The sequence below is a fragment of the Salicibibacter halophilus genome, assembly GCF_006740705.1.
GTDB lineage: Bacteria > Bacillota > Bacilli > Bacillales > Marinococcaceae > Salicibibacter > Salicibibacter halophilus.
In genome coordinates this window covers 3,413,546-3,440,453 of the sequence record NZ_CP035485.1, presented here as the reverse complement: position 1 = coordinate 3,440,453, position 26,908 = coordinate 3,413,546, and the positions used below count along the sequence as shown (strand labels likewise).

Sequence of the window (26,908 nt, the reverse complement as noted above, 5' to 3'; positions counted from 1 at the left end):
CTAGAACCCCTTCCTGAAAAGGTTTTGCAACGTTTCCGGATACAATTGATGCTCCACCTGTTTTATTTTTTCTTCCAATGAACCATTCGTCTCGCCCGGCATGATCGGGACTCTCTTTTGGCGGATCACTTCTCCCGTATCCATACCGGCGTCCACATAATGAATGGTCACGCCTGTTTCTTCCGCACCGGCATTCAATGCTTGTCCGACAGCATCGAGCCCCGGAAACTCCGGCAACAGGGACGGGTGAATATTTACGATGCGGCGGGCGTACGGCTCGACGATCGTTGCTCCCAGCAAACGCATGTATCCGGCCAAAATAACCCATTGGATATCGTATTTTTCCAGAAGATGCAGCAATGCTTCTTCATATTGCTGCTTGCTGTCAAAGTCCCGAGGCCGAAGCGTGTGTACAGGCACTCCATAACGTTTCGCTTTATCCAACACAGACGCGTTCGGACGGTCGCTAAACACGAAGGCGGGCTCTGCATCGAATTGCTTCTCCTCGTGCGCTTGCAAAATTGCTTCCACGTTGCTGCCTGTCCCGGAGGCCAACAGCGCGATCTTCATACCGACACCCCTTCAAGGCTCAATGTTCCGGTTCGATTGACCGTACCGATGGCATACGCATCGCCGAGAATCCCAAGCGCTTCTTGTTCCCGTTCCGGTCTAACCGCGACGACATAGCCAATCCCCATGTTGAAGGTCCCGTACATATCCTGGTCACTCAAACGCCCCTCCCGCTGTAAAAAAGGAAAAATCGGCGACTTTTCCCAGCTCGCGGGATCGATATGCGCGCCAAGGCCCTCCGGCAACAGCCTTGGAACGTTCTCCAAAAGTCCTCCGCCGGTAATATGTGCCATACCGCTCACCGGAAGTACCGAAAGCAATGCCTGTATTTCCCCGGCGTAAATCTTCGTCGGCGCTAACAACGTTTCTCCTAGAGGCATGTTCATAGGCGCGTAGGTTTTTTGCAAGTCCAGACCTTGATCCTCGATGATTTTCCGAACAAGCGAAAAGCCATTGCTGTGCACACCTGAAGATGGCAAACCAAGCAAACGATCGCCCGTCTGTACATCATCCCCAGTGATAAGGGCTTCCTTTTCCACGGCTCCGACGACAAATCCGGCAACATCATAGTCCTGTTCGCCGTACATCCCCGGCATCTCCGCCGTTTCGCCTCCGATCAGCGCACATCCCGCCTGCCGGCAGCCATTGCTGATGCCCTTGACGATCGCCTCCATGCGCGCTGGGTCGGTCTTGCCGGCAGCGATATAATCCAGAAAATAAAGCGGCGCAGCACCTTGAACGAGGATGTCATTGACACACATGGCGACGGCATCTTCCCCGATTGTACCGTGCTGATCGGCAGCAATGGCGAGCAGCAGTTTCGTGCCGACGCCATCGGTCCCGGACACGAGCACCGGCTGTTTATAATCGAGCGCGGAAAGATCAAACGTGCCGCCAAAACCGCCCAGGGCACCGAGTACACCGGAACGTTTTGTACTGTCTACGTGTTTTTTCATGCGGGAGACGGCTTCATAGCCTGCCTCCACGTCCACGCCTGCTTCTTTGTATGCATCACGCACGTCATCCGTCCCCCTATCCTTTTCCCGAACCGACGAGAGCATTTTTTTCATTCGGGATTGCCGTTGGATACTGACCGGTAAAACACCCGAGACACTGGCCACAATTGGGCTGTGAAGCGTCTCTACCGATGCCTGCCTTCAAGCCGTCGACCGATAAAAAGCGTAAAGAATCCGCACCCATCTTCTCCCGCATTTGTTCCGTCGTATAATTGGCTGCGATTAATTCATCGGAGGTTGAGGTGTCAATGCCATAAAAACACGGCCGAATAATCGGCGGGGCACTGATGCGCACGTGCACTTCGGCGGCACCTGCATCCTTTAACAACTGCACAATCCGTTGACTCGTTGTGCCGCGCACAATGGAATCATCGACCATCACGACCCGCTTTCCTTCCACAACCCCGCGCACGGCAGAAAGTTTCATTTTTACGCCTTGTTCCCGCAATGCTTGCGAAGGTTGAATAAACGTACGTCCGACATAACGGTTTTTGATCAAACCGAGTTCATATGGGAGCTTTGCTTGTTCGGCGAAGCCGATGGCGGCCGAAATCGACGAATCCGGAACACCGGTGACGACATCAGCGTCCACGTCCGCTTCAATAGCCAACCGTTTTCCCAGTCGTTTTCTCGCCGTATGCACATTGATTTGCTCAAGATTGGAATCGGGTCTGGCCAGGTAGACATATTCCATGCTGCAAAGGGCGCGTTCTTTTGTTCCCATAAATCGTTCGGAAAACACGCCGTCACGGTTAAAAATAAGCATCTCCCCCGGCTCGACATCACGGACGTATTCGGCGCCGATAAGATCAAAGGCGCATGTCTCCGACGCGACTGCGTACGCGTTCCCAAGCCGTCCGAGTGATAACGGACGCAATCCGTGCGGATCGAGCGCGACGATGAGTTCATCTTCCGTCATCACCGCAAATGAATACGCACCGACCAACTCCGGGAGCGCCCCTTTTAGTTGCTCGCGTAATTGATCCGACGCTTGGCGTTTCATCAGGTGGGCCAATATTTCTGTATCGGTCGTTGTCTGAAAGATGCTCCCGGTTCGTTCAAGCTCACTTTTTAACCCTTGATAATTGACGAGGTTGCCGTTATGGGCCATGGCAAGGCTTCCGTCTTCGGATTTAAAATGAAGGGGTTGAACGTTGTCATAACCGCCTTTTCCCGCGGTGGCATAGCGCACGTGCCCAAGTGCTTGCCGGCCCGGCAGGCGATCCAGGTCGCCTGCTTGAAAAGCTTCGGTCAACAGGCCCGTGTTTTTATGAACATGAAGTTCTTCCCCGTCACTTGTAACGATGCCGGCCCCTTCCTGGCCGCGATGTTGCAAACTGTGCAGCCCGTAATAAGTGAGTTGTGCTGCTTCCGGATGTTCCCAAATCGCAAAAATTCCACATTCTTCATTCATGCCTTTGATTTCAGGAAACACGGAATCGCTCCCTTCCAAACGTGAGTAAGGTGATCGGTCGACTGCTCGATGAGCGTGCGTCCTTCTGTCGTTTGCACGCATAACGATGGTTCTTTTGTTACCGTGCCGTAACGTTTTGCATCTGGAATTGCCTCTTCCAGCTTATTCGCTTTTTCCGGAGCGACACTGATGACATACCGCGATTGCGTTTCAGCGAAAAGGTCGGAGGCATCATCGTCCATCGTCAGCGCCGCGCCCAGCTCCGTTCCCATCACGCATTCGGCAACCGCTGCCGCAAGACCGCCTTCGGCAATATCTTGGGCAGACTGGATGAATCCGGCTTGTATCGCGTTCAATACTTGTTGCTGGCGTTCATTTTCCAGTTGAAGGTCCAACTCGGGCACTTGGCCGCTGATGCGGCTGTCTTCCAACCGTTGCCATTCACTGCCGCCCCACGCTGGCTCCGCATCGCCGATGATATAAATATAATCGCCCGCCGATTTGAAATGTTGCGTCGTGATATGGTCAAGATGTTCCACGAGCCCGACCACCCCCACCACCGGCGTTGGATAAATAGCTTCTCCGTTCGTTTCATTGTATAGCGAGACGTTTCCGCTCACTACCGGGGTGCCAAAGGTATTGCATGCCTCACTCATGCCGTCGGTTGACTGCTCCAACTGCCAGTATATGTTCGGCTGTTCCGGGCTTCCGTAGTTGAGACAATCGGTGAGCGCAAGCGGCTTGGCACCCGAGCAAATAATGTTGCGTGCAGCTTCGGCCACGGCAATTTTTCCGCCCGTGTAAGGATCGAGAGCAATATAGCGGCTATTGCCGTCCATCGACATGGCGAGCGCCTTCTCTGTTCCACGCACCCGTAATACGGCGCTACCTGAGCCGGGCATGACAGCCGTGTTCGTTTGCACCATATGATCATACTGGTCATACACCCATTCTTTGCTCGCGATCGTTGGCTGCGAAAGCAATTGGAGCAACGTCTCGTTATGATCGTTGACCGGCGGCTGCCAAGCGGGCAGTTGTTGATTTTCCTGAAAGTCGGCCGGTTCTTTCGACGGTACGTCGTCGTAGACTGGCGCTTCATCCGTAAGTGCCGTTACCGGAACGTCTGCTACTGTTTCTCCTTGAAACGTTAAGGTGAGTTGCATCTCTTCTTTCACAATTCCTATCGATGCAGCTTCAATGTCCCATTTTTTGCAAATGGTTTCAATTTCCGCTTCGCGCCCTTTTTCCACGACGATAAGCATGCGTTCTTGCGATTCGGAGAGCATCATTTCATATGGGGTCATCCCCGTCTCCCGTTGAGGGACGAGATCCAAGTTCATGTCGATCCCCGAACCAGCTTTACTTGCCATCTCCGCCGCTGAAGACGTCAATCCGGCTGCCCCCATATCCTGAATGCCGACGAGGGCGTCCGATTTAGTTATTTCCAGGCAGGCTTCCATCACCCGTTTTTCCGTAAACGGATCGCCCACTTGTACGGACGGCCGTTTTTCCGCGGATGCCTCACTCAATTCTTCGGAAGCAAATGTTGCTCCATGAATGCCATCGCGACCGGTAGACGCGCCCACATACATCACTGTATTTCCAGCGCCGGAAGCGACACCTTTTTGTAAATGCTCCCTGTCTATCAATCCGACGCACATGGCATTGACGAGCGGGTTCCCATCATAGGTCTCATCGAACTGAACCTCGCCTCCGACCGTCGGCACTCCGACACAATTGCCATACCCGGCAATGCCGGCCACCACTTCTTCGAACAAATAACGCGTTCGCGGCGTTGTAAGCGGGCCAAAGCGCAATGAATTCAGTAGGGCGACCGGACGCGCTCCCATGGAAAAAACGTCGCGCAATATCCCGCCAACACCGGTAGCAGCTCCTTGGTACGGCTCAACTGCAGATGGATGGTTATGACTTTCCACTTTAAAGACGACCGCTTGCCCGTTTCCAATGTCCACCACCCCAGCGCCTTCGCCGGGACCTTGCAGCACTTGGGGGCCGGAAGAAGGGAATTGTTTCAGCAATGGCTTTGAATGTTTATAGCTGCAATGTTCCGACCAAAGCACCGAAAACATCCCGATTTCCGTAAAGTTCGGTTTCCTGCCCAAAAGGGCGACAACTCGGTCATATTCGTGGTCTTTCACCCCCATGTCCGCGTATAACCGGCGGCCTTGAATATCTTCAGCTGTTGGTTCAAGTTGTAACGACATGTGTGTCCCTCCAATGGCGATACACGCTTGTAAACAAACGGCGTCCATCCTCACTGCCAAGGAGATTTTCCATCGCACGCTCCGGATGGGGCATCATTCCAAGCACATTGCCCGCCTCATTTGTAATCCCCGCGATGTTTCCGGTCGAGCCGTTCACATCGGATGCGTAGGTGAAAACAATGCGGTTGTTCGCTTTCAATGTTTTATAGGTCCGCTCGTCACATTCATAGTTCCCGTCGCCATGTGCGATGGGAATCCGTAAACGTTCCCCGCGTTCATACGCAAACGTAAAACAGGTGTCGGCATTTTCAACGTTCACATCCACCGTTCGGCACATGTACTTTAAATGCTTGTTTCTTTTCATGGCTCCGGGCAACAAATCTGCTTCCAATAAAATCTGAAAACCGTTGCAGACGCCAAGCACCGGCTTTCCTTTTTTAGCTTCAGTGATTACGCTTTTCATGACAGGGGAAAAACGGGCAATTGCTCCGGAACGCAAGTAATCTCCGTAAGAAAATCCGCCCGGAAGGAAAATGGCATCATAAGCTTCAACGGAATCCGTCGTATGCGGTACAAGATCAACGATTTCCGCGTCGGTAAAATCAGTTAGCGCGTGATACATATCCATGTCACAATTGGAGCCGGGAAAAACAATCACCGCCGCTTTCATACCTTTTCCTCCCGTTCCACATGATACGTATAGTTTTCAATCACCGGATTTGCAAGCAATTGTTCGCACATCTCCTCGACACGCGCTTCCATATCCGGGCCATCTGAAACCTCCAGTTTTAACCATTTCCCGACACTCACCGTGTCCACTTCATCATAACCGAGCGCAGACAAGGAACGCTGCACAGCTTGCCCTTGGGGGTCGAGGACCCCTTCTTTTAATGTAATGTAGACATGGACGTTAATCATGAACGACGCCTCCAATACGGGAGAGAATGTTTTCATAACCGGCTTGCAGTGAGCCAAGGCCATAGCGATAGATATCTTTATCCAACTTCTCTTTCGTTTTCGCATCCCAAAACCGGCACGTGTCCGGAGAAACTTCATCAGCCAGCAAGAGCGTACCATCTTCCAGCACACCAAATTCCAGCTTAAAATCGACAAGCAATAGATTCGCCTTATGACAAAGATCCAGCAAAATTTTATTGACATGCAGCGCTCTCATGCGCATTTCTTCCAGTTCTTCCGTTTTGGCCACTCCCAAAGCGGCAATATGGTCATCGTTCACGAGCGGATCGCCAAGAGCATCGTCTTTGTAGTACCATTCCACGATCGGTTCGGGAAGCGATTTGCCTTCCTCCCAACCGAGCCGCCTCGCCAAACTGCCGGCGGTAATATTGCGAACAACAACCTCAATCGGTATGATCCGTGTCGGGCGAACAAGCTGCTCCGTGTCACTGATTTTTTTTATGAAATGGGTCTGAACGCCTTCTGCCTCCAACACTTCGAAAAAGAGCACGGAAATCGCATTGTTCAGCTCTCCTTTTCCTTGCAGGACATCATGCTTTTCCCCGTTAAACGCTGTCGCGTCATTTTTGTACACGAGCCGCAGCACTTTGTCATCGTCGGTCATAAACAGTTGCTTCGCTTTTCCCTCATATAAAAGTGTCATGCAGACATCCTTTCATAGGCCAACCCTGGAAAATAATACATCAACGTTTTTCAAATGGTGCCGTTCATCGAAACAATCATCAAGGGTTTCTTTATCAAGTACTTTTCTAATATTTTCTTCTTGCTCCACGAGTGTTCGAAACGAAACTTTCGTCTCCCACGCTTCCATCGCTTTCGGCTGCACGAGGTCATAAGCTTCCTCCCTTGTCATGCCGTAATCGATGAGGGCGAGTAAGACTTGTTGTGAATGAACAAGGCCGAAGGTTTTGTTTATATTCTCCTTCATATTCTCTGGGTAAACGGTAAGGCGATCGATTATGTTGGTAAAGCGGTTCAGCATATAATTGAGTAAAATCGTACTATCCGGGAAGATAATCCGTTCGGCAGAAGAATGGGAAATATCTCGTTCATGCCAAAGCGGGACATTTTCAAACGCCGTTTGTACGTGCCCGCGGATGACTCGGGATAAACCGGTCATATTTTCCGAACCGACCGGGTTGCGTTTGTGAGGCATCGCGGATGATCCCTTTTGCCCTTTGCCGAAAGCTTCTTCCACTTCCCGGCTTTCCGTTTTTTGCAAGTTACGAATCTCAACGGCCATTTTTTCAATCGACGTCGCGATAAGCGCGAGCGTAGAGATGTAGTGAGCATGGCGGTCGCGTTGCAACGTTTGTGTTGAAATCGGTGCCGGCGCAAGCCCCAGCCGTTCGCATACGGACGCTTCGATTTCAGGGGGAATGTTCGCGAACGTGCCGACTGCTCCCGACATTTTGCCGGCGCGGACACCTTCGGCAGCTGCTTCAAAGCGTTCGATCTGCCGCTTCACTTCCTCATGCCAGAGAGCAAGCTTGACCCCGAACGTTGTCGGTTCCGCATGCACGCCATGGGTCCGGCCCATCATCAACGTATAGCGATGTTCGTTTGCCTTGCGGGCCAAGACGTCTTTAAAGCGATGCAGATCATCGCGAAGAATGTCATTTGCTTGTTTTAATAAGTAAGACTGGGCGGTATCGACAACATCCGTGGACGTTAATCCATAATGCACCCATTTACGCTCTTCTCCAAGGGTCTCGGAAACGGCCCGCGTAAACGCAACGACATCATGGCGGGTAGTTGCTTCGATTTCAAGGATGCGTTCGACGTCAAATCCTGCGTTTTCTCTCATTTTAGCAACGTCTTCGTTCGGAATGACTCCTTGTTCCGCCCAAGCTTCGCAGGCTGCGATTTCCACTTCCAGCCAAGCTTGAAATCGGTTTTCTTCCGTCCAAATCTTTCCCATTTCCGGGCGGGTGTATCGCTCAATCATCGTCGGTCTCCTCTGCTTTTAAGATCGAATCGCCAATTTCTTTACGTTTGCCAATGCTTCTTCTCTCGTCTTTCCGGTGACGTTCACATGACCCATTTTTCTGCCCGGTCGCGCTTCTGCTTTTCCGTAAAGATGCAGAAAGGCGTTGCGATAGTGCGGAATTGTTTCTATGGCTGTTTCCACATGTTCACCGAGGACGTTGTCCATCACCACCGGCGTCGTTAATTCCGGCAGGAGAAGTGGCCATCCACAGATGGCACGTATGTGCAGATGAAATTGCGACACGTTGCATGCATCCATCGAGTAGTGCCCCGAATTATGGGGGCGCGGCGCAAGTTCATTTACGTATAATCCCCCATCTTCGAGATAAAACATTTCAATTGCCAGTGTGCCCACGAGCGATATGTTTTCGGCGAACGTTTCAGCCATTTCCCGCGCGGATTGTTCAGCTTTTTCCTCCATGCATGCCGGTACAACCGTCCGTTTTAAGATATTGTCTTCGTGGTCGTTTTCGGCAACCGGAAACGTAACGCTCTCTCCTGTTTCCGTTCTCGTAACGATTACGGAAATTTCTTTGGCAAACGGGACCCACTGTTCCAACACGAGGTCCCCCGAATCTTTCAGTTGCTCATAAGCCGTCAGGACTTCATCTTCGGTTCGGATAACCGCTTGCCCTTTTCCATCATAACCGCCACGGCACGTTTTAAGCACTGCAGGCGTTCCCAGTTTTCCAATGCCTTGCCTTAAATCTTCCGCCGATGTGATTTCGGCATAAGGAGCGACATTAAGCCCTGCCGCGCTTAGCGCTTCCTTTTCCCGCAAACGGTGTTGGCACGTACGTAAAAGGTCAACTCCTTGGGGAAGCTTCTTTTCTTCCGCTAAAATGGCGGCTGTCGTTGCATCGACATTTTCAAATTCAAAAGTGACGACATCGCTTAGCTTTGCCAGTTTTCGCACAGCTTTTTCATCATCGTAAGCGGCGACGATCTCCTCATCGGCTACTTGGGCGGTTGGAGCATCCGACTTTGGCTCAAGGACCGCGATGCGATACCCCATCGCCTTTGCTTCCAATGCCATCATCCGCCCGAGCTGGCCGCCGCCGAGAATGCCAATCGTTTTCCCGGGGGTAATCATCATTGCTTCCCTCCCCCTTGCGCCAAAACTTCATCCGCTTTTTTATCGCGGCGCGATTGTAGTTTTACTGCCAAATCCTCATCAAACGCCGATAGTTGTTGTACGGCAAGCAACCCCGCGTTTTCCGCTCCGGCTTCTCCGATCGCAACGGTGGCCACCGGCACCCCTTTCGGCATTTGAACGATGGAAAGAAGCGAATCCCAGCCACTTAACGCTCTCGATTGGATGGGCACGCCGATCACCGGAAGCGTCGTCTTGGCCGCTACCATACCCGGAAGATGGGCAGCGCCTCCAGCGCCCGCGATAATCACTTTCAGGCCTCGTGCACGAGCTTCTTCCGCGTATTCAAACATAAAGTCAGGCGTACGGTGTGCCGATACGATTTTTTTTTCAAACGGAACTTCAAATGCTTCTAGAATCCGACAAGCATGGGCCATCGTCGCTTCATCAGACGTGCTGCCCATAATGACGCCAACCTCTACAGCCATCATTCAACCTCCGCTTTCGATAAAAATTGCCCACTGTCCAGGAGGAAGCCTGAGGACACAGCGGGCCAATTCTGCAGCTCCCTCATAGACCGGCCGTTTACGGCGGCCAGGTAGAAACGTTCGAGCCTTATTCTCGAATTTATATGAGGATTATTTACTATCGTTCATCTCTGTCATTATCGTAGTATGCATAAGAAAAAATGTCAATGTAAAAGTCGAATGTTTGCGAGATGTATGCATATAATTGTTCGGGAATTGAAAATATATTTCCTAAAAACTTTCTCTTTTCCCCGCTTCAAGCGTGTTTTCAGAATTTCAAGGTCTTCGCAAGGGACTTTTCACCACCGACATCTTATTATATGCTTAATCTATGATTAACTCCAAAGAATAGAGGCGTTTAACTTATGATTGCATTACAACATTTTGAACGAACACACATGAAAAAATTGATCGAATGGATCGAGACGCCAGAATTTCTCTTGCAATGGGGCGGTCCTAACTTCACTTATCCTTTGGATGAAAAACAACTCGAACGTTATATGGAAGAGCCTGACCGTTACATTTATAGTGTCGTGGAACAAGAAACAGAGATGATCATCGGGCATATTTCATTGGGAAGAATCGATAAAGAAAACCGTTCGGCAAGAGTCGGCAAAGTACTTGTCGGTGATCCTGGTGCAAGGGGCAAAGGCATTGGCCGGCAGATGATGACAGCCATTCTGAAAATCGCATTTGATGAAATGCATTTGCATAGGGTAAGTCTCGGTGTCTTTTCTTTCAACGAACCGGCAATTGCTTGTTATGAAAAAGTAGGCTTTCAAAAGGATGGATTGCTGAGGGATCTAAGAAAAATGGGCGACGACTATTGGAGTTTGTGGGAAATGAGCATGCTGGAGGATGAATGGGAAAAGAATCGGGTTCACCTTGATCGGTTAAGTTGATCCTCGTTTTTTCTTGTCGCGAAGGTATCCTATTGATATAAGCCAAAACAGCTACGCTTGGTAGTTGGAACTCGATTAGCGAGCATTAAAAAGGGTATCCCATCCAGAATTATTAAAACCCGAACAGAGAAGAAAAATCGGCTCAAGGGTCGCTAATCGCTCGGTTAGAACCCGAACAGAGGGGGGAATCCAGGTCAGGGGGTATCTAACCGCACCTTTAGCGACCGAACAAAGACGAAAAACTGATTCAAGGGTATCTAATCCCAGTGCGAAAAGGCCCCCGACTTTAGAGGATTATTTGCGTCAATGTCAATCAGCTCAAACGTGAGTTCTTTATTTATACCCCCAAATGCTTAGTACAATTATACAATGTACACTCCCAGTTGTTTTCTATTTTTCTAAGATTCGTAACCGACGTATTTTCGAGGCGTGCCAGCGGGAATTGATCCGGTAATAGCCGATGGCTCATGTGGCTAATTAGCCCTCCGTGACTGACTATCAATACGCGTTTGTTTTTGTTTACAGCCACTGATTCTTCCAAAAATTCACTGCCTCTTTGTGCTATGTCTTCGGCTGTTTCAATGCCCAAGTTTAACTGCCGCCAATCGCTCCCCCATTTTTGCACCCTTTCTTCTTCAGTAGTGCCTTCAATTTCTCCGCAATCCATTTCCCTTATTCGCGCGTCATGGCTAATCGGCAATTTTAATTTATCAGCGATGATTTCCGCCGTTTCCATAGCACGCGATAAATCACTGGCGACGATCATATCCCACTTTTCTTCCAAGAACAGCCGATTGGCCAAAGCACTGGCTTGTTGTTTTCCCGTCACATTGAGGGGAATGTCTGTGATCCCCTGTGCTCTTCCATTTTCATTCCAATCCGTAATCCCGTGCCTAATGAGTCCAAATGTCGTCAATGCAGTCAACTCCTTCTAAAAATCAAAAAAACTCCATTATTAAGGGCTTTCCAGACACTCTTGCCTACATTCTCGCAAGGGCTGGGGCCTCAATGCTTTCTTAAGCTCTAACTCCATTGTACGTCATCTCTTTCTGATCTCCGCCAGAAATATATCGGCCAAATCATCTTTGTTCACCAACAAATCCGCCAATGTGTAATCGTCGAGGACTTGCAAGAATGCTTCGTTCGCTTTATGCAACGCCCCTTTCAAGCGACAAACCGGACTAATGGCACAAAGATGGTTTTCATTAAAACATTCGACCAGTGCCATGTCTTCCATTTCCCTCACGAGTGTGCCTACATTTATTTTTTCAGGTTGGAGCCCGAGCTGGATGCCTCCGTTTCGTCCGCGTATCGTCTCAATGTAGTTTTTCCTCCCTAAATCATGGACAATTTTTTGCAAATGATTGCTTGACAGTTGATACGCAGAAGCAATTTCTTTAATCGACGTACGGCCGCCTTCCGGAAGGCTTCCAACGTAAATCAATACGCGTAATGAATAATCGGTATAAGATGTGAGCTGCATCAACGACCCCTCCTTTCTTGTAAATGTGACCATTTATTTAAAGATGCATTTGAAATATTGCTTTATTGTTTATTTTACCTTACGCTAAAGATGTATTTCAAATACTACTTAAAAATGGGAGTGCATTTTTATGACCACTGCATTGCTATCCTCACAACATGTTGAAGAAATTAAAGCGAGTGCACCCGTCCTGGCTGAAAAAGGGGAAGCTATCACGACACGGTTTTACAACCAAATGTTTGAGGCCCATCCCGAACTGTTGAATGTTTTCAATCATCGCAACCAAAAGCAAGGAACACAACCGAAAGCACTTATGCAGACGCTCTATGCCGCTGCGGTTAACATTGAAAATCTTGAATCATTGCTCCCTACCGTCAAAAAAATCGCACATAAACACGTCGCCCTGCAAGTCGTTCCGGAACAATATCCGATTGTCGGCCATTATCTGTTAAAAGCGATGAAAGATGAGCTCGGGGAAGCGGCGACTGACGAGTTGCTGGAGGCATGGGGAGAAGCCTACCAAATCGTCGCAGACATATTCATTAATGTGGAACAAGAATTATATCAGGAAACAAAAGATCAACCCGGCGGATGGAACGGTTTCCGTCCTTTCGCAGTAGATGGAAAAAACAAAGAAAGCGACGATATCACTTCCTTTTATTTCAAACCTGAAGACGGGGGAGCATTGCCGACTTTTTCACCCGGCCAGTACATTACGCTGCGCGTGTTGTTGCCTGACGATCAATATACCCATTTGCGCCATTATAGCTTATCCGATGCTCCGGACAAAGACCATTTTCGTATTTCCGTAAAAAGGGAGACGTCACCGAAATACCCTGATGGAGAGATTTCAAATTTCCTTCACGATCAACTGGAGGTCGGGGACCAAATCTCGATCAGCGCCCCTGCCGGTGTATTCACTACCGATGTAGATGCCGGTCATCCCATGGTTTTACTTGGTGCCGGTATCGGCCAAACTCCGCTCATCAGCATGGCCAAAGGGGCGCTGGAAGCGAACCCGGAACGGGACATTGATTTTGTTTATACAGCCAAAAACGAAGAAAATCACGCTTTACTTGAAGAAATGAACGTCCTCAATGAGCGATATGAAAACTTCCGTCCCTATGTGCGCTACACGGAGACCGACGCTCACATTGATAAAGAATTTCTCCAAACCGTCATTGATGAAAATGATACGCAAGAGTTCTTTTTATGCGGACCCGGATCGTTTACCGCGGATATGAAGGAAATACTCGAAAACGATCTATATATCAGCGAGGAAGCTATTCAAAGAGAGATGTTCAAACCGTTTGTATAAAATAGAGCCGTATCGCTGTGATTAGTGATACGGCCTTTTCCGTCACCCCTCGATATCCCTGCTTCGATAACCGATAAAACCAGCGATCATCAGACCGGCCGCGAGAATAGTCAACGTAATCATCGGCACCCACGCCAGTTCATCCACCAGGAGCTGAGGAATATGCCCGAATGGCGACAAGTGGCCGACCCATTCCGGAAAGTCAAACAATCCGCCAAAATAAAGGACAATAAAGGCATAGAAAAGATAAAGCCAAACGACACTGGTTATTTTTGGTATAAAACCAATGAGCAATACGGCAAGCCCTATCATCACAAGCATAGCCGGATAGTAGACAATGGAAGCCCCGTAGATCGCCCCAAAATCCAATCCTTCTTCCATGGCAACCGTGCCCGCGCTCCAAAGACCGATGCCAGCCAATGAAAGCATAATAAATCCATTCACGACCGCGAGGACCAGATAGCTTCCCATTAATCTTGTCCTCGAAACCGCCCGGCTAAGCACATGTTCGATACGGTTCTTTTTTTCTTCCCAGTGAAGTTTAAGCATGGCCATTACAGGTGGCACCGTTGCAAGCAGTCCCATGACAATCATGAGCATCGGAATAAACTGTTCCGTTAATGTATAGCCTTCCTCTTGTAAAAGCAGTTGCTCCATCATTTCATTGCCTGCAAAGAATGCTTCCAAATCACCTAAAACGGATCCATAAGAAGCGCCAATAACGAACACGCCGATCGCCCACGCGATAATGGCGGTTCGTTGCAACTTTAAAGCTAGGCCCAATGGGTGTTGTAAAAAGAAAGACGCGTTTCTTCGACCCGGTTTTGCCGGAAAAAAACCTGCTTCCAAGTCACGAATGGCGTTCAAATAGTTTGCGATGGCAAATAAAAGGATCGAGAGACCGATCAACATCAAAATGGGCCACCAATGATTCGTTGCATAAACTTCTGTCCTCGTCACCCAATTTAGCGGGGAAAACCAAGACAATGTTTCGTTACTGACATCACCGAGCGCGCGAATAAGATAGGCAATGAGTAACACGGCAATAGAAAAGCCGATGGTATCGCGGGAATTCTGGGAAAGCTGGGCAAACGTGGCGGCCACGCCGGCAAAACAAATGCCGGCAGCCCCCAAAGCAGTACCGTACAGCAAAGATCCTTCTAGATCCATGCTTTCAATCCCTAACGCGTATAAGCCAAATCCATTGATGAGAGCCAAGATCACATTCACGGCACATATGACAAATAACGTTGCGTTAAGATTGGAAAGCCGGCCGACCGGCAGCGAACGAATCATTTCGATGCGTCCGTCTTCTTCATCCGCCCGTGTATGGCGCGTCATCAGCAAAATGCTCATTACCCCCACGACGACAGCGGTGAACAGAAGCACTTGATGTGCGGTCATGGCGCCTATCGTATAATTTTCCAGGTCACCCGGGCCAACCATTGCAGTCATCGCCGGGTTTTCCATCGTTTCTGCCATCCCGTCCCGTTCTTCTTGGGATGGATAAAGATCAGTGAAAGCGACCGGCACAATTAACGTAAAGAAGGTAATGCCGATCACCCATAGTGGAATGCGGAAGCGGTCCCTTCTAACGATCAACTTCGCAAGAGAGGCGGTATTTTTTAGAAACGAGGCCGCCATCAAGTTCCACCTCCGGCTCCAGATCCATCCTTTTGCTCATAATGCCGCATAAATAGATCTTCCAGTGTTGGCGGCGCGCTTTCTAATTTCACAATGCCAAATCGGCTGATGTGTTTGATCACATTGTCCAGTTCTTCAGCATCGACCTGAAAGGAAAGGGCCTTGCCTTGATGGACGAGATCATGAATCCCTTTGATTTCATTTATTGACGTAATCGGGTTTTTCGTTTCCACAAGCATATTGGTTCTCGTTAGATGGCGCAGCTCATCAAGCGTCCCTGTTTCAATCATTTTTCCTTGGCGAATAATGCCGACGCGATCGCATAACTTTTCGACTTCCGATAAAATATGGCTGGATAACAAGACACTCTTGCCCCTTTGTTTCACATCCAATACATATTCTTGAAACACTTGCTCCATAAGAGGATCAAGGCCGGAAGTTGGTTCGTCCAAAATGTACAGATCTGCTTCGGAGGCGAAAGCTGCCACTAACGCGACTTTTTGACGGTTCCCTTTGGAATAAGTACGGCATTTTTTTGTAGGGTCCAGATTAAATTTTTCGATCAGTTCCTTCCGTTTGCTTCTGTGATTGCCACCGCGCAATTTCACGAACAGATCAATCACTTCACCGCCGGTTAAATTCGGCCACAAGTTCACATCCCCGGGCACATAAGCAATGTGTTTATGAATATCAACGGCATCCTTCCACACATTTTTGCCGAAGATTTTCGCCTCTCCTTTTGTTGCCTTTAATATGCCGAGAAGCACACGAATGGTCGTCGATTTACCCGCACCGTTCGGACCTATGAACCCATAAATCTCCCCTTCTTTTACGTCAATATTGACGCCATCCAGGGCGGTGAATTGGCCAAACTTTTTCGTTAAGTCGTTCACGGTTAATAGATTCATTTCGCATCCTCCCGTCCTCTATAAAAGCTTGTTTTTAAAACGTCCATGTATTCATAGAATTCATCCCAATAGGGTTGTAAATCAACGTGTGAAAGCTTTTTGCCTTTAAATTGTTGTATTAATTCATTCTGGTACCCCTCAATGGCCCAACGAATAAGTCTAAAAGCTTTCTCTACATCGACATCATCTCGAAATAAGGTTTTATCAATATTTTTATATAATATTTCATTTCCGGTTTTTCGAAGATGCTCCAAACGAATTTCTAATTCCGCCGGCATTGATTCTTTATTATTCACGAGAACAGTTCCTATAAAATAACCAACATATGGATGCTTAGCGAGATAGTCTGCTTTAATCCGGGCGATTTGCTTCATTCTTTCGATGAAATCCGATTCATTTATATCGATCAAAATGAAATATTCATATTGCATCACGTTAATGGCATAATCAATCAGATATTCATAAAGGTCTTTCTTATTATTAAAATAGTGAAAAAGCATCCCTTTGCCGATGCCGGCGCTTTTGATGATTTTATTCGTGGACGCCTGATCGTACCCATGTTCGGCGAATTCTTGAAGCGCAGCATTCAGGATGCGGTATTGTTTGGAATCATCTAGATTTTTAAACGTTTCATTCATAGCTTCCTCTCCTTCGTTTTTTGAAACAGACCATATTGGTCGATTTAAGTATAATATTAGTCGACCATACTGGTCAATACCCTGGATAAAAAAGGACTGCCTCTAAACGACAGCCCCTTTAAAATATGATTGTTTTATTATCGTAGACAATAATTCTGTCATCAATATGCCACTTTACCGCGCGCACGAGAACGCTTCTTTCGATGATCCGGCCGTTCTTTTTTAAATCTTCCACCTGATCGCGATGATTGACGCGTTTGATGTCTTGCTCAATGATCGGTCCTTCGTCGAGGTCATTGGTAACATAGTGGGAGGTGGCTCCGATAATTTTGACCCCTCGTTCAAATGCACGAGCATACGGATTAGCGCCTACGAACGCGGGCAAAAAGGAATGATGGATATTGATGATTTTCTCGGAGTAAGCCTTAACAAAAGTCGGGGTCAATATTTGCATATAGCGCGCGAGAATGATGATATCAATATTATATTCTTCCAATAGCTTGAGTTGCTGTTGTTCGGCTTCTTGCCGATTGTTTTTGTTCGCCGGAATATGAACAAATGGGATACCGAACGATTCAACAAAATCTTTTGCATCCGGATGATTGCTGATGACAAGTGGGATATCCATCATCAAGTCTCCGTTTTCCCACTCTAAAAGCAACTCGCGCAAACAATGAAGTTCCTTGGACACAAAAATCGCCGCTTTTCTTAAATCATGTACAAATGATAGCGTCCACTCCATCGAAAACGATTGAGCGATTTTCCAGAATTCTTCTTGCAGTAATGGTTTTTTCGATTCGATGTCCGGGCATTCGAATTCAATCCGGATGAAGAAATCGCCGCCTTCGGGATTGGTCGAATATTGGCTGGATTCAATGATGTTTGCTTGATGATTCGCTAAAAATTGAGAAACGGCTGCAACAATACCCGGCTGATCCGGGCAGCTAATGAGCAGTCGTCCGCGGTTTTTATTGTCCTGTTGAAAAGCCTGGCGATGATTCTTCATTGATTCAATGGCAACTCCTTGGTATCTAGTATTTGAGTATATACTCCCTTATTGGTTATTATAACATGCGTTTGTCATGCCTACGAAGCTATCAACGATATTTTCCCGTGAAACCCGGTATCAGCGGAAACTAGCCATTTATCAGCCAACTCACGCAAAATATCAGCCAAATGACAAATCAATCAAGGGAGCCCCTTGATTGATGTTTATGTTTATTAATGATACTCATGAAGGCCTTGGTATATCGCGTTGGCTGCATCGTTACGGAAGGCATCGGTCATCATCGTATCGGCTTCTTCTTGATTGGTCACAAATCCTAATTCAGCTAAAGCCGCGGGCATGTCCGAATTACGAAGTACACTGAAATCAGCGGTTTTCACGCCGCGGTCGGTGCTGCCAAACTCTTGAACCATGCTAGTTTGCAGATCGGCAGCCAATGTGCCCCCTTCCGAATCTGACGGATGATGGAAAGTTTCCGTGCCACTTACGGAAGAATCTGAATGTGCATTCGCATGGATGCTGACAAAGGAATCTGCTCCGCCGTCATTAGCCATATTCGCCCGGTCGATGAGCTCCACAAAGTAATCTCCATCTCTCGTCATGATCACTTCCGCTCCTGCTTCTTCCAGACGTTGTTGTGTACGATGCGCCACATCATACACGAGCTCTTTTTCATACAAACCATGACCGGTAGCTCCATTATCATGTCCACCATGACCGGCATCGATCGCGATCGTTTCTCCCGAGACACTTGCATCTGCCTTCTGAAGAGATAATCCGGTAACACTGGCCAAGCTGAAGATGAAAACTATTGCTCCTTTCAAAACAAATTTTTTCCTTATCATATTAAATTCTCCTTTTTTTGCAATATATTATCTTATTTTACAAAAAAAGAGAATCTATTACCAAGTGATTTACGTAAAAATGGTACTTTTATTAACGAAATTGAAACATTTGTCACCCTTAGACAAGAACTTCAGATCCGCTGAGGGGGACTGCTTTTGTCATCGCGGCACAAATGAATTAACGACGGTCCCTGCCGAAACGACCATTTTCAAAAAAACGCTCAATGTTTGCTTCTACTTCTTTATCTTCAATGAGCGGCGGGGCATGGTGGGGTTTCATGCGTGCATCAATGATCATCGTGTCACAACCCCAATGTTTGTTTTCAATAAAGGAATTGACCCCATGCATGTCATGCGAGGGATTGCTGCGTGTAAATGTTGCCCATAGAAAATTTTCCTTTGTTTGACTGAGAAAATCACTGTCATCACAAACGATGACCAGCGGACAAGCGGACATGTCACTGCTTTCCACGAGTTCGTCAATCATTACGTTTATGGCCTCTGTCGCTTTCTGTTCATCTTGATAGGCGTTTATTTCGATTGCTACCACACCGGGCATGACAAGTTTCGGGTTTTTCAAACGCTTCATTTTCCCCATACCGGCAGGAATTTGACGGCATAGTTCACGCTTTTTATCTCCGTAAGCAGCCAAAATCACTTTGCTTCCGCTGTTCAACCCTGTTCCTGAATAATCAAGCGTATCAATCGTAGTCTTGGTCTGGAAATGGAGGTCGCGATGAAGGTCAATCCGCTCAAGAATGTATTGCATAAAACCGAATTCGTCATGGATATTGATCGGGGCATCATCTTCAGCGGTAATCCATAGATATTTCGCCAGGCTCAATTGGCCGAACCCGAGAATGCGATTGGCAATTGTCAGCAGTTCCATCGGCTTTTGTACGTTTTCAAAAGGGGTATATCGTTCGCTTCCGATCGCAAATAACAATGGATGGACCCCGGCAGCGTCAACGGCATGGACTTCTTTTACACCCGGAAGTTCTTGCGTCACCGCTTTTCCAGTCAATTCATGAATTATCTCGCCAAAACTCGTATCTTCTTGCGGCGGACGACCCACAACGGTGAACGGCCATATCGCGTCCGGTTTCCCATATACTTTATGGATGCGCAGCACCGGGAAAAGATGCTTAAGACTGTAATAGCCGAGATGGTCGCCAAACGGGCCTTCCGGCTTCGTATCCTCGGGATGAACCTCTCCGGTGATGACAAAATCGGCGTCATGACTGATCACATAGCCGTCCTCATAACTATGCCGAAATCGGCGCCCTGAAAGGAGGCCTGCAAACAACATTTCACTAAGCCCTTCAGGAAGCGGCATGACAGCTGCCAACGTGTGTGCCGGGGGGCCGCCAATAAAAATACTGACTTTTAACGGTTCACCTTTTTCCTTTGCTTTCGTATGGTGGACGCCAATGCCGCGGTGAATCTGGTAATGCATCCCGATTTCTTTGTTCCGTTCATAGTCATTGCCATTGAGCTGCGCCCGGTACATCCCCACATTTGCGTTCATGATCCCCGGGTTGTCGGGATCTTCGGTATACACTTGCGGCAACGTTACGAATGCCCCGCCGTCCTCCGGCCATGACTGGATCATCGGTAAATCAGAAATGTTAATTTCTTCTAAATTAGATACATTCACACTCGTTAAGCGCATAGGCAATGCTTTCATCGCTGAAAATCCGGTACCCACATTTTTCAACGGATGCTTAAGGGCGCTCATCGGATCATCGCGCATGGCGATCACATCATGCACGCCGTCCCATGTTTTGCGAAACATGTATTTACTGCGCTCCGGCGTTCCGAATAAATTGGAGACAGCCCGGTAGTTCGTTCCTTTCACATTTTCAAATAAAATCGCAGGTCCACCCTCTTGATAGACGCGGCGATGGATAGCGGCCATCTCCAAATAGGGATCGACCTCCTCGCGAATTCGGACAAGTTTGCCCTGTTGTTCTAAATCGAGCACGCATTCTTCCAAACTTCTATACATTATATCTCTCATGGAGAATTGGCATGTATGCTCCAACCCTTTCTCGTATATTCTCTGCTCTATGATATCATGTTGTTTTCCATATCTCGACGTTTCCGCCCATTGTCTTACACGATTTTTTCCATCAAAGTAATATCGATGTATTCCCCGTCCATCAGACCTTGTTCTTTCATGACACCGACCGTGCGATATCCGGCTGAATCATAGAGTCGATGCCCTTGTTTATTAAACGGCAATGAAAATAAAACAATTTTATGAAGACCGGCTTTTTTTGCCTCTGTCTCAATCGCGCTCAATAATACTTTACCAATGCCATTTCCCCGTTGTTGCCGAGCAACATAAACTGATAACATTGCAACTTTCCTATAAACATTTCGAGAAGAAAAAGGACTTAAGGAAGCCCAACCTACAATGGTTTCCTGCTTTTCGGCGATGAGCATCGGTGATGCCTCCTCACGCTCATGGAACCAGGCTGTCATCATAGGCATTTCTTTTTCGTCTGTATCCAGTGTCGCAATTCGGTCATGAATGCCTTGGTTGTAAATATCCAAAATCTCAGGCAGATCTTCTTCTTTCGCATGTCGTGTTCGTATCAAACGATAACTCCCCTTTGTATCCGGTACAATTTCGTCATCTCATTCTTCACAAAAAAATCATCCCAATAAGGCCTGCTATCATTGAAAAGCAAGTCTTTGGAATGGAATGTAAGAAAACTAATTCTTATCTTTAATGGCTTCCAATTTTTTCTTCGAAAGATTTGTTACTTCAAGAATTTCTTCAACCGGAAAATCTTTTTTTAGCATTTCCACGGCTATTTCTATTGTCCTTTCATTCTTTCCTTCAGCTCTTCCAAGTTCCTTGCCCTCTTCCCTCAGCCCATCAAGAAAAGGTTTTAATGTCGGTGGATCAGGGTGCGTTGCATCACTCATATCGTTCGCTTCCTTTCCTATCATTACGGGGCAGGTTCCTCATGAACAAAAGCCAATGCTCCATTTGTCATTATCTTATCACATCCTTCCGTAAATATAAATTTCCAGTCCGCGCGAGGAACGCGAAGGGAATATTGTCTTATATATAGAAGAGCACAAATTAATAACAAAACAAGTGTTCCCTAAACGAAAAATAAGAGCGGGACCCTCTTCTCGGATCAACCGCCCTTATCGTTCAGACTTTAGTAACCACTTCCCCGGTGCTTTTCACTATATTGACTTCACAAGCAGCCCGTTTAGCAATCCCTTTTGAAATGCTTCCGGTGAGTACTCGCTCCGCTCTTTTTCCGACTGTTTCACCAGCGATAATAAGGTCAATGTTATAATTAGGAGCAATATGGCGGGTAATTCTCACCTGTGGTGTCCCAACATCAAGTATCGTCTCGGGATCGGAGATTCCTTTTTTTTCTGCTTTCTGTTTGTACATTTGCAAGGTTTCAGAAGCTTGCTGCCCTGCCCTTTCCACAATTTTTGAATCAAACCTTGACATCGGTGCATATGGCTTAGGGTCAACAATGGTTGTAATAAAAAGTTTTGCATCTTGTTTTAATGCAGTGGCACAAGCTTGATTAAATGTATCATTTGATAAAAATTGCTCCGCATCCACACAGACGAGAATGTTTTTAGAATCGGACAATGAAATTCCCCCTTTGTAAACAAAACCACCATAAACCTTTGATCATGTGCAGTCAACGATAAGTTTCAGGAGAAAATAACATCTATATAAACGGATTGTCAATAAAATACTTTTTTAACCCTTCTCCGTAGATATTTCTGTACCTTTCTTATGTTTTCGCTTGATCATATAACGTTTGGGCCAACCCAATAGATCTTCCATGATCATATATACGGAGGGGACGAGGAGCAAGGTAATTAACGTCGCAAATAACAACCCGAATATGATCACCGTTGCCATAGGGGCCTGGTAATTACTGGCGCTCCCTGTTGCCAATGCTAAAGGAAGCATCCCTGCCACGGTGGTCAGCGTTGTCATAAAGATCGGACGCATGCGGTTTTTCCCGGCTTCTTGTAAAGCGTTAGCCCGATCCCAACCCTGTTTTCGCAATTGTTTCGTACGGTCGACCAGTAAAATGGCATTATTGAGGACAATCCCAACGAGAATCAGAGAGCCCATCGCAGATATCGGGTTTAATTCTTGCTGTGTAATCAACAGGCCAAGAATAACCCCCACAATAGTCATCGGGATCACAGACATGATTACAAGAGGGTGGATCAAATGGTTAAATTGGATCGCCATTACTACATATACAAGAAAGATGGAAATGAGGAAAATGTACATCATTTCCATCATCATCTCTTGCTGTTGCTCCATCTGTCCACCAAATCCGGCCGTATAACCATCATCAAAGTTATAGCCGGCAATCATCTCCTGTACGTCTGCATTAACGGAACCGAGGTCACGGTCTTCCAGGCTAGCCATGACTTTTACAATCCGCTGACCATCCTCATGCACCAATTCTTGTGGAGCCTCAATCGTTTCCAATTCCACAAGTTCTTCCAAGTCCATTGTGTCAGCTTCTTCCGGTTCATCTCCTGGCATAAGAACTTCTTCTTCCGGCGGGATTTCAATTGCTAAATTTTCAAGTTCATCTAAGCTGGCCACTTCCAAATCCGAGTTCATAAAAACAGGATAGTCACGACCGTCCAAGGTAATTTCGTCAATCTGTTCATTCATGAAAGCAGCTTCAATCTGCTCACGCACTTGACCGGTCGTTAAACCTGCGTCTTCGACTGCCTCTTCATCAATGACAAACTGCTCTTCCGTTTCCATATCTGACAAGGAATGATGAACCCCCGTGACGCCGTCGATGTTTTCCAGTCCGGTTTCCATATCCTCGGCTATCTCATGAAGTCCTTCCAGACTATCCCCTTGCACGATAATTTCTACGGGGTTCCCCATTTCCCCCGCTTCCATGGACATAACGACATTTTGAATCGGATAATCTTCTTCCAGTGCTTCCAAATTGTTCATGATTTCCGTATTTACCTGCGCTTGAGGCAGGGTGGCTTCTTCTTCCGGTGTCATATTTACGAAAGCAAACATCATATCTTCATCCGTGATAACGGTATAATCGGACACATCAGGTGTATCGGACAAGCGCTCATGCATGGCATTTGCAATTTCTTCTTTGTCCTCATCATCGGTATGGCTATCCAAATTCACGATAAGTTCAGCTTGTCGTTCCAATACATCCGGCATCATGCTCATGGGCACAAATGCAACCAGGAAAAGAGAGAGGAAAAATAGAAACGCGAATCCGGTAGACACCAGCCATCTGCGCCATTTTTTCCAAGACATCCAATCAACGAATCGTCCATACGTTCGCAATATCCTGGATTCTTTTTTGTGAACGTTGGATTCTTTCATTCTGATCCACTTGTCTGACAATACAGGAATAACGGTGAACGAAATGATCACGGAACTAACGAGCGTTATGATGATGACCATCGCCAACATCATGATGAATTCTCCCACGTCCCCGCTTAAAATACCAATCGGTAAAAAAACGACAACGGTCGTCAACATCGAAGCAAGGACAGCGGTCGATACTTCTTTTGTTCCCTCGATAACGGCTTCAAATTTTGGGAAACCCAGTTGCATCTTTCGATAAATGGACTCCAAAATAACGATGGAGGCATCGACCATCATCGCGATTCCCAACCCGAGGGCAAGTAGTGTCATCACATTGATACTGTAGTCCATGAGCCACATCATCGAAAATGTTAGCAAAAGAGATAAGGGAATGGAAATGCCGACAATCGCAGTGGCACGAATGCTTCTCAGAAATGTAAATAATACCAATAGTGCTAGTATTCCGCCGTACAACACATTTGTCTGAATGTCGCGAAGATCATTGTTGATATAGTCGGCAGTGGCCAACATTTCCTCAAGGTCAACGCCTCCCGGCAGCCCTTCTGCTTTCATGTCCTCGACCTCTGCCCGCACTGCTTCCGTCATTTCCACCTCGGTTACATCATCGGAACGGCCGATTTGCAAAAAAACGTAGTCTTCTTCTCCATTTTTCCATGCTGTGGTTGTTGTGTCTGCCTGGGCTATCTCAATGGACGCATACTCTTCCAACGCTTCCGGCCCATCAGGGGTCGATATCTGCATATCCTCGATATCTTCCACACTAAGCATTGTGCCATCCCATCTTAAACGAGGCTCATCGTCTTCTTCCGATAATTCCCCAATAGCCCTATTCTGGTTTTCCTCCCTGAAAAGTTCTAAGATGTGTTGAGGGTCAATCCCATCTTCCTGCAATTGTTCTTGGTCCAACTCAATGACGAGTTCTTCACTGTCTTCAGTGGCCGCATCTACTTCTCTGACCTCAGTAAGAGACTCCAGCCGAGGTTGGATGACCTCCTCTGCTACATACGCCAATTCTTCATTATCTGCCCCGTATAAATCATAATGCAGTTCATAGGGGGGTTCATGGAAGCTTGCATGGAAAAAACATGATCAATCTCAGCGATCTCGTTTTCCATTTCGGCCATGGCTGCTTCTACTTCGACAAAAGCATCGTCCCCTTCCCCTTCTTCAAACATGATCATGATTGAACCATTGCCTAACGTGATCGTTGTTTCATATGTATCAATATTCTCCATTTCATCCAGACGATCCTCAATGGGCTGGATAACGGTATCTTCCATATCCAACGTATTTAGTTCACCTGCGTCAATTTGGACCATCCCCATGTCCATCGTAATGCCTGGCATCATCTCCACATCGAGATCGCTGCTGGCATAAACGCCGAACAATAAAACAAAGATGGACAGCAAACCAACGATTAACTTTCTTTTCAACAACAACCTCAACCAGTTCATTTCCCCACTCCTTTTACAGAATTTTTCTTCAACCAATAACTATCCTACATGACCAAACGCTAAAATCAATACTTTTCTTAAAATTCATTATTGGTGGGTTCAGGTTGCATTTTTTTGACATTTTCCGAAGCAAAATATATGTTAAAAAGGACAATGGTTTATACTGGCCGATCCATCTGGTAATTCTATAAGCAATGCTTACGCGCACAACCTAAAGGTCATGCAACCAACTTGCAAATGGATTATCGCCATTATATTATTGTTTATCGCTTCTAGTTTTTTTTCCGGTAGTGAAACGGCGTTAACAGCTGCAAATAAAATCAAGATTCAAACGAGAGCTGAAAACGGTGACAAAAAATCTCAGAAGAACGCGGGTTATTCTTACAGTATTAAAACCGGTTACATTCTTAATTAAATGCTTTCACGCATCTCGTTATCAAAGTTTTAGGACGAAACCAAGGAGCACAAACGTCGTTTTCGAAGGAAGAATTGCGTACGGTGGTGGACATTGGATATACGGAAGGAACGTTTGAAAATGAAGAAATGTATGGTTTAACAGGGATGCTGGATTTCCCAAATTTAAATGTTGCGGACGTATTGCAAACGCCCAGAATTGATGTACAGGGGATTACTGCTGATACAAATTTTGGGGAAGCACGAGAAATCTTCTTGCAGAATCAGTTTAGTCGATACCCTGTTTACAAAGAAGATCTATGTACCCCAAGTTGGGGAGGTTTTAAAATACGAGCATTTAACATTTGAAATTCTTGATGCGGATACGAAAAAAATTCGTACAGTAAAAATAACGAAAGAGGGGGATGAAAAATAGATTGGCAGGAACTGAACGATTTTCCTCTTCCCAGCCTTACAAAGAGAACCTGTCCTGCCTCCGGTTTTTATAATGCAAAACAATCAATTGCGAGGGTTTCACAATTGATTGCCGATCAACAGTCATTTTTTCAGGCAACTATCAAAGAGGGTCATAAAAAACGCCTTCGGATGGAGGGTCCATCCGGTGGAAATGCGGGTGTAATTTCTCTAAAGTGTCTTCCGGTAACGCTTTCTCCAACATCGGAAAGATCACGCGTTCTTCTTTCCGTATATGTTGCTCCCAAAGCTTTCCGAGGCGATGCATGTCTTCCGCGCCAGCGTCTGTTTCGAGTACCTGTTGAACCAATGCCCGTATTTGCACGTGCTCGACCAACATTTCCGAGATCTCCGGCTGAGCAAGCGAAGCATACCTGGCATACGCGGGAAGCAAAAGCTCTTCCTCATCACGAAAATGTTCACTCCCGCCATTTTCCCAATATCGTTGCAGTTTAAATTTGGTTTCTTCAACAGTGAAGGTACTTTCCTCGGTTTCCGCCCGTTTCAAATGAAGGGCGACTGCGAGCCCATTTTGGTGATGGTGAGACAATGGGTATAATGATTCATGCCGCTTGATTCCTTTTCCCTTTTTTGTCATTTTTATCCCCTCCTTCTATTATACCATTTTTATAGAGAGGG

Annotated in this window: 29 protein-coding genes and 1 riboswitch; of the genes, 5 read left to right on the top strand and 24 right to left on the bottom strand. The window is 47.0% G+C overall.

The window, feature by feature from the left end; translation table 11 throughout:
• Genes purN through purE form a run of 10 tightly spaced genes read right to left on the bottom strand, consistent with a single transcriptional unit; the run spans position 1 to position 9,773 of the window.
• Positions 1-570: a phosphoribosylglycinamide formyltransferase gene (purN, locus tag EPH95_RS16850; RefSeq protein ID WP_142091142.1), complete on the bottom strand. Its 570-nt coding sequence runs from the start codon at positions 568-570 to the stop codon at positions 1-3.
• A complete protein-coding gene (gene purM, locus EPH95_RS16845) occupies positions 567-1,589 on the bottom strand; it encodes a phosphoribosylformylglycinamidine cyclo-ligase (protein WP_142091141.1) in 1,023 nt (340 codons plus the stop codon). The genes purN and purM overlap by 4 nt, the downstream gene beginning before the upstream one ends.
• A 13-nt stretch (positions 1,590-1,602) precedes the next feature.
• Positions 1,603-3,000 carry an amidophosphoribosyltransferase gene (gene purF / locus EPH95_RS16840; RefSeq protein WP_405127399.1) on the bottom strand — a complete coding sequence of 466 codons (1,398 nt, stop codon included), beginning with the start codon at positions 2,998-3,000 and terminating at the stop codon, positions 1,603-1,605.
• Positions 2,997-5,225 (bottom strand): phosphoribosylformylglycinamidine synthase subunit PurL, encoded by a 2,229-nt coding sequence (gene purL / locus EPH95_RS16835; protein ID WP_142091139.1) that lies wholly within the window; start codon positions 5,223-5,225, stop codon positions 2,997-2,999. Before purL ends, purF begins: the two co-directional genes overlap by 4 nt.
• Complete coding sequence (gene purQ, locus EPH95_RS16830) at positions 5,209-5,895, bottom strand: phosphoribosylformylglycinamidine synthase subunit PurQ (protein ID WP_142091138.1); 687 nt, start codon at positions 5,893-5,895, stop codon at positions 5,209-5,211. The genes purL and purQ overlap by 17 nt, the downstream gene beginning before the upstream one ends.
• The gene (purS, locus tag EPH95_RS16825) at positions 5,892-6,143 is read right to left on the bottom strand and encodes a phosphoribosylformylglycinamidine synthase subunit PurS (protein WP_142091137.1); all 252 of its coding nucleotides are present in this window, start codon (positions 6,141-6,143) and stop codon (positions 5,892-5,894) included. Before purS ends, purQ begins: the two co-directional genes overlap by 4 nt.
• Positions 6,136-6,846 (bottom strand): phosphoribosylaminoimidazolesuccinocarboxamide synthase, encoded by a 711-nt coding sequence (purC, locus tag EPH95_RS16820; RefSeq protein WP_142091136.1) that lies wholly within the window; start codon positions 6,844-6,846, stop codon positions 6,136-6,138. Before purC ends, purS begins: the two co-directional genes overlap by 8 nt.
• Before the next feature lie 12 nt (positions 6,847-6,858).
• On the bottom strand, positions 6,859-8,151 hold the full coding sequence (gene purB, locus EPH95_RS16815; protein ID WP_142091135.1) for an adenylosuccinate lyase: 1,293 nt from the start codon (positions 8,149-8,151) through the stop codon (positions 6,859-6,861).
• An 18-nt stretch (positions 8,152-8,169) separates the two neighbouring features.
• Positions 8,170-9,288, bottom strand: coding sequence for a 5-(carboxyamino)imidazole ribonucleotide synthase (gene purK, locus EPH95_RS16810; protein ID WP_142091134.1), 1,119 nt, complete (start codon positions 9,286-9,288; stop codon positions 8,170-8,172).
• On the bottom strand, positions 9,285-9,773 hold the full coding sequence (purE, locus tag EPH95_RS16805) for a 5-(carboxyamino)imidazole ribonucleotide mutase (protein ID WP_142091661.1): 489 nt from the start codon (positions 9,771-9,773) through the stop codon (positions 9,285-9,287). The genes purK and purE overlap by 4 nt, the downstream gene beginning before the upstream one ends.
• Before the next feature lie 65 nt (positions 9,774-9,838).
• Positions 9,839-9,940: riboswitch (purine riboswitch) on the bottom strand.
• Positions 9,941-10,177: 237 nt separating this feature from the next.
• Between purE and EPH95_RS16800 the strand changes: the two genes are divergently transcribed.
• A complete protein-coding gene (locus EPH95_RS16800; protein WP_142091133.1) occupies positions 10,178-10,714 on the top strand; it encodes a GNAT family N-acetyltransferase in 537 nt (178 codons plus the stop codon).
• Positions 10,715-11,051: 337 nt separating this feature from the next.
• On the opposite strand, the gene EPH95_RS16795 is transcribed toward EPH95_RS16800, so the two are convergent.
• The gene (locus EPH95_RS16795; protein WP_142091132.1) at positions 11,052-11,630 is read right to left on the bottom strand and encodes a histidine phosphatase family protein; all 579 of its coding nucleotides are present in this window, start codon (positions 11,628-11,630) and stop codon (positions 11,052-11,054) included.
• Between the two features lie 123 nt (positions 11,631-11,753).
• On the bottom strand, positions 11,754-12,197 hold the full coding sequence (locus EPH95_RS16790) for an Rrf2 family transcriptional regulator (RefSeq protein WP_142091131.1): 444 nt from the start codon (positions 12,195-12,197) through the stop codon (positions 11,754-11,756).
• A 130-nt stretch (positions 12,198-12,327) separates the two neighbouring features.
• On the opposite strand from EPH95_RS16790, the gene hmpA reads away from it, so the two are divergent.
• Entirely contained in the window at positions 12,328-13,515 is a 1,188-nt protein-coding gene (gene hmpA, locus EPH95_RS16785; RefSeq protein WP_227003961.1) for an NO-inducible flavohemoprotein, read from the top strand.
• A gap of 42 nt (positions 13,516-13,557) precedes the next feature.
• On the opposite strand, the gene EPH95_RS16780 is transcribed toward hmpA, so the two are convergent.
• From EPH95_RS16780 to EPH95_RS19555, 11 genes are all read right to left on the bottom strand, one after another.
• Entirely contained in the window at positions 13,558-15,159 is a 1,602-nt protein-coding gene (locus tag EPH95_RS16780; RefSeq protein WP_142091129.1) for an ABC transporter permease, read from the bottom strand.
• Positions 15,159-16,067 (bottom strand): ABC transporter ATP-binding protein, encoded by a 909-nt coding sequence (locus EPH95_RS16775; RefSeq protein ID WP_142091128.1) that lies wholly within the window; start codon positions 16,065-16,067, stop codon positions 15,159-15,161. Before EPH95_RS16775 ends, EPH95_RS16780 begins: the two co-directional genes overlap by 1 nt.
• The gene (locus EPH95_RS16770; protein ID WP_142091127.1) at positions 16,064-16,705 is read right to left on the bottom strand and encodes a TetR/AcrR family transcriptional regulator; all 642 of its coding nucleotides are present in this window, start codon (positions 16,703-16,705) and stop codon (positions 16,064-16,066) included. The genes EPH95_RS16775 and EPH95_RS16770 overlap by 4 nt, the downstream gene beginning before the upstream one ends.
• Before the next feature lie 118 nt (positions 16,706-16,823).
• On the bottom strand, positions 16,824-17,711 hold the full coding sequence (purU, locus tag EPH95_RS16765; RefSeq protein WP_142091126.1) for a formyltetrahydrofolate deformylase: 888 nt from the start codon (positions 17,709-17,711) through the stop codon (positions 16,824-16,826).
• Positions 17,712-17,926: 215 nt separating this feature from the next.
• Positions 17,927-18,556 carry an N-acetylmuramoyl-L-alanine amidase family protein gene (locus tag EPH95_RS16760; RefSeq protein ID WP_142091125.1) on the bottom strand — a complete coding sequence of 210 codons (630 nt, stop codon included), beginning with the start codon at positions 18,554-18,556 and terminating at the stop codon, positions 17,927-17,929.
• A 178-nt stretch (positions 18,557-18,734) separates the two neighbouring features.
• Positions 18,735-20,564: a UbiD family decarboxylase gene (locus EPH95_RS16755; RefSeq protein ID WP_142091124.1), complete on the bottom strand. Its 1,830-nt coding sequence runs from the start codon at positions 20,562-20,564 to the stop codon at positions 18,735-18,737.
• A 107-nt stretch (positions 20,565-20,671) separates the two neighbouring features.
• Positions 20,672-21,160 (bottom strand): arsinothricin resistance N-acetyltransferase ArsN1 family A, encoded by a 489-nt coding sequence (locus EPH95_RS16750; protein ID WP_142091123.1) that lies wholly within the window; start codon positions 21,158-21,160, stop codon positions 20,672-20,674.
• Between the two features lie 117 nt (positions 21,161-21,277).
• On the bottom strand, positions 21,278-21,493 hold the full coding sequence (locus EPH95_RS16745; RefSeq protein ID WP_142091122.1) for a hypothetical protein: 216 nt from the start codon (positions 21,491-21,493) through the stop codon (positions 21,278-21,280).
• 235 nt (positions 21,494-21,728) lie between these two features.
• The gene (locus EPH95_RS16740; protein WP_160141833.1) at positions 21,729-22,190 is read right to left on the bottom strand and encodes a universal stress protein; all 462 of its coding nucleotides are present in this window, start codon (positions 22,188-22,190) and stop codon (positions 21,729-21,731) included.
• A gap of 114 nt (positions 22,191-22,304) precedes the next feature.
• The gene (locus tag EPH95_RS16735; protein ID WP_160141832.1) at positions 22,305-24,959 is read right to left on the bottom strand and encodes an efflux RND transporter permease subunit; all 2,655 of its coding nucleotides are present in this window, start codon (positions 24,957-24,959) and stop codon (positions 22,305-22,307) included.
• Positions 24,947-25,402, bottom strand: coding sequence for an efflux RND transporter permease subunit (locus tag EPH95_RS19555; RefSeq protein WP_142091119.1), 456 nt, complete (start codon positions 25,400-25,402; stop codon positions 24,947-24,949). The genes EPH95_RS16735 and EPH95_RS19555 overlap by 13 nt, the downstream gene beginning before the upstream one ends.
• A gap of 220 nt (positions 25,403-25,622) precedes the next feature.
• Between EPH95_RS19555 and EPH95_RS19880 the strand changes: the two genes are divergently transcribed.
• The 3 genes from EPH95_RS19880 to EPH95_RS19875 all read left to right on the top strand — a co-directional run bounded on the left by EPH95_RS19880 (position 25,623) and on the right by EPH95_RS19875 (position 26,231).
• On the top strand, positions 25,623-25,817 hold the full coding sequence (locus EPH95_RS19880; protein WP_142091118.1) for a CNNM domain-containing protein: 195 nt from the start codon (positions 25,623-25,625) through the stop codon (positions 25,815-25,817).
• A gap of 86 nt (positions 25,818-25,903) precedes the next feature.
• Positions 25,904-26,164: a hypothetical protein gene (locus EPH95_RS19340; protein ID WP_227004168.1), complete on the top strand. Its 261-nt coding sequence runs from the start codon at positions 25,904-25,906 to the stop codon at positions 26,162-26,164.
• Complete coding sequence (locus EPH95_RS19875; protein WP_227004162.1) at positions 26,112-26,231, top strand: transporter associated domain-containing protein; 120 nt, start codon at positions 26,112-26,114, stop codon at positions 26,229-26,231. Before EPH95_RS19340 ends, EPH95_RS19875 begins: the two co-directional genes overlap by 53 nt.
• A gap of 141 nt (positions 26,232-26,372) precedes the next feature.
• Here the strand turns inward: EPH95_RS19875 and EPH95_RS16715 are convergent, their stop codons facing one another.
• Complete coding sequence (locus EPH95_RS16715; protein WP_142091116.1) at positions 26,373-26,867, bottom strand: hemerythrin domain-containing protein; 495 nt, start codon at positions 26,865-26,867, stop codon at positions 26,373-26,375.
• Positions 26,868-26,908 lie beyond the last annotated feature (41 nt).